The sequence below is a fragment of the Micromonospora sp. AMSO12t genome (assembly GCF_008806585.1).
In the GTDB taxonomy this organism is placed as follows: Bacteria; Actinomycetota; Actinomycetes; order Mycobacteriales; family Micromonosporaceae; genus Micromonospora; species Micromonospora reichwaldensis.
Map to the genome: position 1 here is coordinate 1 of NZ_WAAS01000327.1, position 6,406 is coordinate 6,406.

The following is a 6,406-nucleotide window of genomic DNA, read 5'->3' on the forward strand; positions in this document are numbered from 1 at the left end:
CCACGATGCCCCCGGTCACACCCACGAACCGCACACCCGGCACCGTCACGCCAACCACCGACGACTCACCGGCTCAACCCGCCCCCGACAGCCACCACAAAACCGGACACCCGGTCACACCCGGGTCCACGGGTCACCGACTCCCTACTCACCCAGCTCCCTGGCTCACCAAGGGCTCATCCGGCTACCGAGGGCTCATCCGGCTCACCAAGGGCTCATCGGGCTCATCCCGAGTGAACCGGGTGATCGGTGAGGCCGGATTACTCGGGTCACCTGGTCACTGTCACCTGGTCACTCCGGTCACCAGGGTCACTCGAGTCACCCGCTGCCCGCGAAGTCCAGGTAGGCCACTACATGGGTCACTCGGGGTCACTCGTCACTCGGGTCACTGCGGTCACCGGGGTCGCCTCGGACGCCGGGTCACCGAGGCGCCGGTGGAGATCTTGGTACGAGAGTGCCCCTGGAGGGGCGGTTTCTTGCCAAGATCTCCGGCGGGAGCCCGGCGAACGGACGCGAGAGTAGGCACCGACGGGGTGTGGCCCGCCGTGCCCGGCGCAGGGATCAAGCCTGACCGCCCGGAGCCGGGCACGGCGGGCCACACCCCCACCACGACGCACCACAACCACCCGACGCACCACAACCACCCGACGCACCACAACCACCCCACGCACCACAACCACCCGACGCACCGCCTGTGCGGCCTGAGCGCCGGCCGCCGGAGGCCGGTCGACCGGCGTCGCGCCGACACCGGCACGTCCAGCACCCGCACCGCCGACGTCCGGCTCAGACCGGATCCGGCGCGAACAGTTCCTGCAACCAGCCGGGCACCGCGGCCGCGTACTCCGCGCGGGTCGGGTCGGCGCTGCGGAGGGCGCGGCGCCAGGAGAGCGCCCGGCTGACCCGGGTGACGCGGACGGCCAGGCGGGCCGCCTCGCGCAGCGTCGGCCGGTCGTGCCCGTCCGACCACGGCTCCAGGTAGGCGTCGCGCAGCCGCGTCAGCGCCGGGTCGCCCTCGGGCAGCCCGAACGCGTCCGCGACCGAGTTGAGCGTCACCAGCAGGGTGCCGAACGGATGGGCCACGGAGGCGTCGCCCCAGTCGAAGAAGCGGTGCCCGTCGCCGGCCACGAACACGTTGCCGTCGTGCAGGTCGTCGTGCTGGACGGTGGGCGTGAGGCCCGACGCGGCCAGCCGCCGGCAGTCCTCGGCGAAGGCGGGCCGGTGGGCGCGCAGCCGCCCGTACGCCTCGGCGGTGAGCCCGTCCGCCGCCCCGAGCAGCAGCGACTCCTCGTCGTCCAGCAACGCCTCGAACAGCTCCGGCAGCATCTCCGGCCGGTGGTCGGGCACGCCGAGGGCGAGCAGTTCGCCGGCCCCGGGCGCAACCACGCGCTGAAGGTCGGCGTACTCGGGCAGGACCCGTTCCCAGCGGCTCAGCAGGCGCCGGTCGCCACCCAGCGCGTCGCGCAACGTCCGGCCGCCGTCGGGCAGCAGGGACCAGCCGCGCTCGGCGTCCACGGCGACCGGGTCGAGCACCCGGCCGGGGGCGAGCCGGGTCAACGCGGCCAGCAGCGCCGCCTCGTACCGGGTGCCGGGGTTGTTCGCCTTGAACCAGACGTCGCCGGCGTCGGTCGGCACCCGCCAGACCAGCGACCAGGGTCGGACCCGCGGCTCGACCGGCCCGACGATCCGCCGCCCGAGCCGGCCGAGCTGGTCGCCGACCCAGCCGAGCGCGGCATCCCGCCAGTGCGGGTCCGCCCAGTCGACAGGTGGTGTGGTCGCCCGGTCGGCGCGTGGCGTGGTCGCCCGGTCGGCGGGCGGCGTGGTGGCGTCAGTCACGCCGGGCAACTCAGTCACGCCGGGCAACCTAGCCGCCGCCCGTGCCGCGGGACCACGGGTTTTCCCGTTGCCCCACGGCAGCTCGACGGTGCGCCCTACAGCAGCTCGACGATGGTCGCGTTGGCCATGCCGCCGCCCTCGCACATCGTCTGGAGGCCGTAGCGGATGTCATTGTCCCGCATGTGGGCGAGCATGGTGGTCATGATCCGGGCGCCGGATCCGCCGAGCGGGTGGCCGAGGGCGATCGCGCCGCCGCGCGGGTTGAGCCGCTCCGGGTCCGCCTCGGTCTCCGCCAGCCAGGCCAGCGGCACCGGCGCGAACGCCTCGTTCACCTCGTACACCCCGATCTCCTCGATGCCCAGCCCGGCGCGGCGCAGCGCCTTCGCGGTGGCCGGGATGGGCGCGGTGAGCATGGTGACGGGGTCGGCGGCGGCGACGACGGCGGTGTGCACGCGGGCCAGCGGGCGCAGGCCGTGCCGGCTGGCCCACTCGCTGGTGGTGACGGCGAGCGCCGCCGCGCCGTCGGAGATCTGCGACGCGGAGCCGGCGGTGACGACGCCGTCGGGGCGGAACGGGGTGGCCAGCTCGCCGAGCTTCTCCAGCGAGGTGTCCCGCCGGATGCCCTCGTCGGCGGCGAACTTGCCGCCGTCCGCCAGCGCGACCGGGGCGATCTCGGCGTCGAAGGCGCCGGCGTCCTGCGCGGCGGCGGCCTTCTCGTGGCTGGCGAGGGCGAACTCGTCGAGCTGCGCGCGGGAGAAGCGCCAGCGCTCGGCGATCAACTCCGCCCCGACGCCCTGGTTGAACGGCAGCGGCGCGTCGTCGGCGAAGCCCTCGACGCCGCGGTAACGGTCGCGCAGCTGGTCGCTGAAGGGCGACCCGCCGGCCACGCTGGAGCCCATCGCGACCCGGGTCATCGACTCGACGCCACCGGCGACGACCAGGTCGGCCTGGCCGGAGAGGACGGTGGCGGCGGCGAAGTGCAGGGCCTGCTGGCTGGAGCCGCACTGCCGGTCGAGCGTGGTGCCGGGCACCGACTCGGGCCAGCCGGCGGCGAGCACGCCGTTGCGGGCGACGTTCCACGACTGGTCGCCGACCTGGGAGACGCAGCCCCAGACCACGTCGTCGACCTGCGCCGGATCGATGCCGGTGCGCTCGGCGAGGGCACGCAGCACGTGCGCCGAGAGGTCGACCGGGTGCACGGCGGCCAGGCTGCCCTTGCGCCGCCCCACCGGGGTGCGTACCGCGCCGACGATGACTGCGTCACTCATGACTACTCCCCGGTAACTTGGGCCGGCCCCGATCCTACGTCGTCGGCGGGTCGGGCGTCCTCCCCCGGTGCCCTGGCATGCTGAACGGATGGCTGCACACCCGGCCCCGACCCGGCAGTGGCGGGTGCCGCCCACCCTGCCGGCGCTCAAGCTGACCGGCGCGGTCGCGCTGCTCGCGCTGGCCCTGCTCCTCGACGGGAGCGACCCGATCCGGCTGGCGCTGGCCGTGCTCACGGCCGCCGCGCTCGCCGGCTGGGCCGCGCGCGACCTGGTCGCGCCCGTCCGGCTCGCGGTCGACCCGGACGGGATCACGGTCGTCCGGGGCTTCGCGGGACACCGACGGCTGCCCTGGTCGGCCGTCGAGAAGGTGACCGTGGACCGCCGCGCACGGCGGGGCCTGACCAGCGAGCTGTTGGAGATCGACGCGGGGGAGTCGCTGCACCTCTTCGGCCGCCACGACCTCGGCGCGGACCCCGCCGAGGTGGCCGAGGCCCTGCGCGAGGCCCGCCCGCACTGAGCGGGCCCGCGCATCCGGGCGGAGGGTCAGCCGCCGACGATGGCCGCGGTACGGACCATGGCCAGGCCGATCAACGCCACCACGATCAACGCGCCGCCCGCGAACTGCACCAGCGTCCGGCGCGACCGTGGGGCGTACGCGAACACGAGCGCCAGCAGCGCGCCGACCACCAGGCCGCCCAGGTGCCCGGGAATCGAGATGCCCGGCACGGTGAACGTGAAGACCAGGTTGATCACCAGGACGGGGAGCACCTGGGAGATGTCCCGCCCCATCTTCCGTTCGATGACCACCAGCGCGGCGAACAGGCCGAAGATCGACGTGGAGGCGCCGGCGGTGAGTTGGTTCTCGGCGCTGAACAGGTAGGCGGCGACGTTCCCGCCCAGCCCGGCGACCAGGTAGAGCGTCAGGAACCGCAGCGGCCCGAGGCTGGCCTCCAGCGACCGGCCGAGCACCCACAGCGCCCACATGTTCAGCAGCAGGTGGACCACGCCGTAGTGCAGGAACATCGCGGTGACCAGGCGGTACCACTCGCCCTCGGCGATGCCGCCGACAGTGCCGTCCGGGAAGAGCGCGCCGCCGAGCACCGAGCCCCAGTCGGTCAGCGGCGTGCTGCCGCCCATCAGACCGCCGAAGCCGGAGCCGCCGACCGCCGCGTCCCCGCCCCGGTCGGAGGCGATGGAGAGCAGCATCATCAGCACGTTGAGCGCGATCAGCGCCTTGGTGACGTAGCCGTGGCGGCCGGCGGCACCGCCACCGAAGGCGGTACGCGCCGGCCGCACGCTACGACGTCCCTCCGCCACGCACTCCGGGCACTGGAACCCGACCGACGCCTCCCGCATGCAGTCCGGGCAGATCGGCCGGTCGCAGCGGGTGCAGCGGACGTAGGTCTCCCGGTCGGGGTGCCGGTAGCAGACCGGGGTGGTGGGTGGTGACTCGCTCACCACGCCAGCCCGCCGTCGCGGATCGCGCGGACCACCAACCGGTTCCGGCCCTCGGAGCGCTCAGTCATGTCGGCAAAGGTACCTCGCGGACCGCTCAGGCAGCGGTCCGCTCGATCTCGACCCGCTCGATGACGACGTCCTGCAGCGGCCGGTCGTTCGGACCGGTCGGGGTGTTGGCGATCGCGTCGACGACCTTCACGGACTGCTCGTCGGCCACCTTCCCGAAGATGGTGTGCCGGTTGTTCAGGTGCGGCGTCGGCGACACGGTGATGAAGAACTGCGAGCCGTTGGTGCCCGGCCCGGCGTTCGCCATCGCCAGCAGGTACGGCTGGTCGAAGCGCAGCTCCGGGTGAAACTCGTCACCGAACTTGTAGCCCGGGCCACCGCGCCCGGTGCCGGTCGGGTCGCCCATCTGGATCATGAAGCCGCTGATCACCCGGTGCGAGATCGTGCCGTCGTAGTACGGCCCGTTGCCCGGCTGACCCGTACGCGGGTCGATGTATTCGCGGTTGCCCTCCGCCAGCTCGACGAAGTTCTTCACGGTCTTCGGGGCGTGGTTCTGGAAGAGCTCCAGCCGGATCGGGCCAGCGTTGGTGTGCAAGGTGGCGTAGACAGCCTCGGCCACGGGTACTCCTCACTCGTTGGTCAGTTCCATGCGGATCCTCCCATGTGCCCGATCTGGCAGTGCGGAGGCATCCGAAGGTGGAGGATGACGAAGGAACAACTCCCAGGAGGTGGGACCGTGTTTGGAATCGGGCGGCGTAAGACCCAGGGGCAGCTGGCCAAGGTGGAGCTGAACCAGGGCCTCGGTCACCTGAGGCAGGCCGCGACGTACGCCGCGAGGGGTGCCGGCGCCACCGTCGCCCCGCGGGTCCAGGCGGCCCGGGGCGCCGTCGCGCCGACGGCCGTCATCGTGCGCGACCGCGCGTCCAGCGGCCTCGCGTCCACGGTCGCCGCGCTCGCGCCGCTGGCCCTGGCCGTCCGCAAGGCGCAGGCCGAGGCGGCGGGCAAGGCGGTCACCGGCAGGAAGGCCCTGGCAGCCAAGCAGGTCGCGGCCGGCAGGAAGGTCAAGGCGAAGAACATGAAGGCTTCCCGGAAGAAGAGCTCCCGGCGGGGCGGGTCCATGATGACCGGTCTGCTCGCGGCCGGCGCGGTGGCCGGGGTCGCCGCGGTGGCGATGCGGCGGCGTCGGGAGCAGCAGGAGTGGGCCGAGTACGACCCGACCCGCAACCTGGAGCCGATGCGCGACGAGGTGGAGACCATGGAGATCCGGACTCCGGTGACCGACGCCTCGACGGTGTCGAGCGGTTCGGGCGTGGCCGGCGGCCCGACCGGCGCCGGCAGCTCGGCGGTGGCCGGCGGCGACAGCGCCTCCACCACCACCCCCGGCAAGCAGCCGACGGTCCACGCGACGGACAAGGTCCCGTCGGTGGCCGAGGGCGCCAAGGACACCTCGGGTCGTCCGGCGGACGACCTGACCGAGGCGCTCGGCAAGGGCGGCGCCAAGAACGGCCGCCGCTGACGCCCCTGTCGGTCCCGGAAAGCGCCGGCGAAGCGGCTCCCCGCCGCACCGCCGGCGCTTCCGCGCCCGGCGGGGCCACGGCGCCCGGTCCACGCCCGGCGGCGGCTGCGCGTCAGGCCCGGGCCGTCAGAGCCAGCCGTTGCGGCGGAACCAGCGGTAGAGGGCCAGCGAGATCGCGAGCATCAGGGCGAGCACGACCGGATAGCCGTACGTCATCCGCAGCTCGGGCATGACCTCGAAGTTCATCCCGTAGATGCCGGCGATGGCGGTCCACACGGCGGCGATGGCGGCCCACGCGGCGATCTTGCGCATGTCGTTGTTCTGG

The 6,406-nt window shown here is 73.5% G+C and carries 7 protein-coding genes; 2 read left to right on the top strand and 5 right to left on the bottom strand.

All coding sequences use genetic code 11. The features are described from left to right. Positions 1-783: 783 nt before the first annotated feature. Both F6X68_RS29380 and F6X68_RS29385 read right to left on the bottom strand, forming a co-directional pair. Positions 784-1,851 carry a phosphotransferase gene (locus tag F6X68_RS29380; protein WP_225852499.1) on the bottom strand — a complete coding sequence of 356 codons (1,068 nt, stop codon included), beginning with the start codon at positions 1,849-1,851 and terminating at the stop codon, positions 784-786. Between the two features lie 77 nt (positions 1,852-1,928). After that, the gene (locus F6X68_RS29385) at positions 1,929-3,101 is read right to left on the bottom strand and encodes an acetyl-CoA C-acyltransferase (RefSeq protein WP_151457293.1); all 1,173 of its coding nucleotides are present in this window, start codon (positions 3,099-3,101) and stop codon (positions 1,929-1,931) included. Between the two features lie 88 nt (positions 3,102-3,189). Here F6X68_RS29385 and F6X68_RS29390 point away from each other — a divergent pair, with 88 nt between their 5' ends. After that, positions 3,190-3,618: a PH domain-containing protein gene (locus F6X68_RS29390; RefSeq protein ID WP_151457294.1), complete on the top strand. Its 429-nt coding sequence runs from the start codon at positions 3,190-3,192 to the stop codon at positions 3,616-3,618. A 26-nt stretch (positions 3,619-3,644) separates the two neighbouring features. Here the strand turns inward: F6X68_RS29390 and F6X68_RS29395 are convergent, their stop codons facing one another. Then, the gene (locus F6X68_RS29395; protein ID WP_151457295.1) at positions 3,645-4,559 is read right to left on the bottom strand and encodes a rhomboid family intramembrane serine protease; all 915 of its coding nucleotides are present in this window, start codon (positions 4,557-4,559) and stop codon (positions 3,645-3,647) included. Between the two features lie 94 nt (positions 4,560-4,653). Continuing rightward, positions 4,654-5,184, bottom strand: a complete 531-nt coding sequence (locus tag F6X68_RS29400; RefSeq protein ID WP_151457296.1) for a peptidylprolyl isomerase — start codon at positions 5,182-5,184, stop codon at positions 4,654-4,656. An 84-nt stretch (positions 5,185-5,268) separates the two neighbouring features. Between F6X68_RS29400 and F6X68_RS29405 the strand changes: the two genes are divergently transcribed. Then, entirely contained in the window at positions 5,269-6,081 is an 813-nt protein-coding gene (locus tag F6X68_RS29405) for a hypothetical protein (RefSeq protein ID WP_151457297.1), read from the top strand. A 126-nt stretch (positions 6,082-6,207) separates the two neighbouring features. Here F6X68_RS29405 and F6X68_RS29410 read toward each other — a convergent pair. Next, on the bottom strand, positions 6,208-6,406 hold a 199-nt coding region (locus F6X68_RS29410; RefSeq protein WP_305069299.1), incomplete at its 5' end, for a CorA family divalent cation transporter.